Annotated in this window: 3 protein-coding genes; 1 reads left to right on the plus strand and 2 read right to left on the minus strand. The window is 41.0% G+C overall.

The annotated features are described in order from the left end of the window. Together A2517_RS00565 and mltG are read right to left on the minus strand one after the other, a co-directional pair. On the minus strand, nt 1-1,164 hold a 1,164-nt coding region (locus A2517_RS00565), incomplete at its 3' end, for an NADP-dependent isocitrate dehydrogenase (protein WP_294893419.1). Nucleotides 1,165-1,265: 101 nt separating this feature from the next. Further along, on the minus strand, nt 1,266-2,141 hold the full coding sequence (gene mltG / locus A2517_RS00570) for an endolytic transglycosylase MltG (RefSeq protein WP_294893420.1): 876 nt from the start codon (nt 2,139-2,141) through the stop codon (nt 1,266-1,268). Here mltG and A2517_RS00575 point away from each other — a divergent pair. Next, the coding region (locus A2517_RS00575) for a hypothetical protein (protein WP_294893421.1) at nt 2,140-2,325 on the plus strand (186 nt) is incomplete at its 3' end. The two genes, mltG and A2517_RS00575, sit on opposite strands and share 2 nt — an antisense overlap.

Consider the following 2,325-nt stretch of genomic DNA (forward strand, 5'->3'; position numbering starts at 1 on the left):
GTTTTTCTTACAATCTTCAATACACTCTGAGTACATTGTTGCGTAACAACGATCCGGGATTGTTACGATACATTGTTGTACTTTCCCTGCCGGATCCCACATTTTGCCACCGTCACGTACTACAACCGGTAGTGATGCATCGATGATCACGTCGTTTGATGCATGTAAGTTCGTGATCCCTTTATCAGAATCAACCATCGCCATAGCCGGTTGAGTTGGGTAAACCGCCATAATAGCCGCTTCGATCTCCGCTTTTTTATCAGCAGGGAGTTTTGCCAATTTTTTGTATAAATCACCAAGACCGAGATTCGGGTTAACACCGATCTCTTTGAAATCTGCTCCGTATTTTTCAAATACATCTTTAAAGAAGACAGATACCGCATGACCGAACATGATCGGATCGGATACTTTCATCATCGTTGCTTTAAGGTGGATAGACCAAAGGATATTTTTCTCTTTTGCTTCCGCAATCGCATCAGCATAAAATGAACGTAATGCTTTTGCACTCAAGAAGGTACCGTCAAGTACTTCACTATCAACCGCATTGATCTCTTTAAGGGTTTTTCCGTTCAAAGAAATAACAACTTTACCATCACCTTTTTTCGTGATTGATTGCTCATTCGCATAGAAATCGCCGCTGTTCATGTGGGCAACACGAGTTTTTGAACCCTCATCCCATGCACGTAGTTTGTGTGGGTTTTTCTTTGCAAAGTTTTTAACCGCAACCGCCGCACGACGATCTGAGTTACCCTCACGAAGAACCGGATTAACCGCTGAACCAAGACATGTAGCATAACGTGCAAAAATCTCTTTTTCTTCATCTGTTTTAGGCTCTTCCGGATAGTTAGGAAGATCGTAACCTTGAGATTGAAGCTCTTCAATACACGCTTTAAGCTGTGGAATCGAAGCAGAAATATTAGGAAGTTTAATGATGTTACCATCAGGCTGAGTTGCAATAACACCTAACTGAGCAAGATTGTCAGGAATGCGTTGAGCATCGCTCATTCTTTCTGGAAAAGTTGCGATTACGCGCCCTGCAAGTGAAATATCACTTGTTATGACTTCTACACCTGCTGCTTGTGTGAATGCATTTACGATTGGAAGTAGCGAATAAGTCGCTAGTGCCGGAGCTTCATCAATTACTGACCAAATGATTTTTGCCATCAGGTTCTCCTGTCATTTTTTTTATACGAGCATCATAACACTCTCACGAGAGTTTTTTTCTATTTAATGCCCTAAAGGGGAGAAGAAGTTCCAAATATGTTTCATTTTGTAGCATTTACTATGTTTTTACGGTGTGTAGAAAAGTAACTACTATAGATATGCTCACCATCCTTGCCGCGTACGAAATAGAGGTAATTAGTATCGGCGGGGTTCAGTGCGGCAGCTATTGCTTCTTTGGAAACGTTGCATACGGGATATTGTGGCAAACCTTTGTTTTTATACGTATTATAGGGAGTTCTGTCCGTTCGTATACGACGAGCGGTCACTTTTTGATGAGAGAATTCTCCGTAATTTAAGGTACCGTCCATTTGGAGACGCATCCCCTCTTTTATCCGATTATCAATAACGGAGCTTACATAGGGCATATCGCTGAGCGATGCTGCTTCTTTTTGTATAACGGATGCTTTTGTTACAATTTGTAACCATTTTTCCTTCTCAAAAGGTGTATTAAGCTCTTCAGCCCATCGTTGCATTTTCTTGTCCGATTCATTAAGGAGGTGAATAATCAAATCTTCTTCGCTGATTCCGTTCGGTATGCTGTAGGTATCAGGGACAAAGTTCCCCTCTTTATAAGGGGCGTGTTTCTCATACGCCGACACCAATAAATCTTTATCGAGCGACAGAGTTTCTGAGAGCTGTTCCAAGAATATAATACTCGTCTCACCCGGTATTAATGTAATCTGGCGTGTTGCCGCTTTTGCCGTCGTGAGGCGATAAAGATACTCGATTCGGCTCATTTTCTCCTCTTTGATATCAATCCACCCTTGCTGAGGCTGTCCTAATAATCGTAAAATAAACGCATCAAATTTATAAAGATTTACCCCTTCGCTTTGGAGGTGTGATATACTTTTAAAGACGGAACCTTGCGGTATATAGACGATTTTGGGTGATGTAACGGATGAAAACAGGTAAGTCATGAAAGATACAATCACCACCAAAATAATTCCAAAAACCCATAAGAGTGTTCTGCTTTTTTTAGTTTTTACTTTTTTTCTTGGCTTTTTCACGTTTGTCGCTTTGCTAGAGGGATTTAGTATTGACCATCTCACATTCAGAGGGGTCAAAGTTGAGAAATTATATCTAAAATGGGACAAAGCCCTC

Origin of the sequence: Sulfuricurvum sp. RIFOXYD12_FULL_44_77 (assembly GCF_001830725.1) — a bacterium.
Taxonomy (GTDB): Bacteria; Campylobacterota; Campylobacteria; order Campylobacterales; family Sulfurimonadaceae; genus Sulfuricurvum; species Sulfuricurvum kujiense_A.

What these genes read in the sequence shown, in the direction of transcription:
- mltG (WP_294893420.1), bottom strand. Translation starts at nt 2,141, where the DNA reads ATGACTTACCTGTTTTCATCCGTTACATCACCCAAAATCGTCTATATA.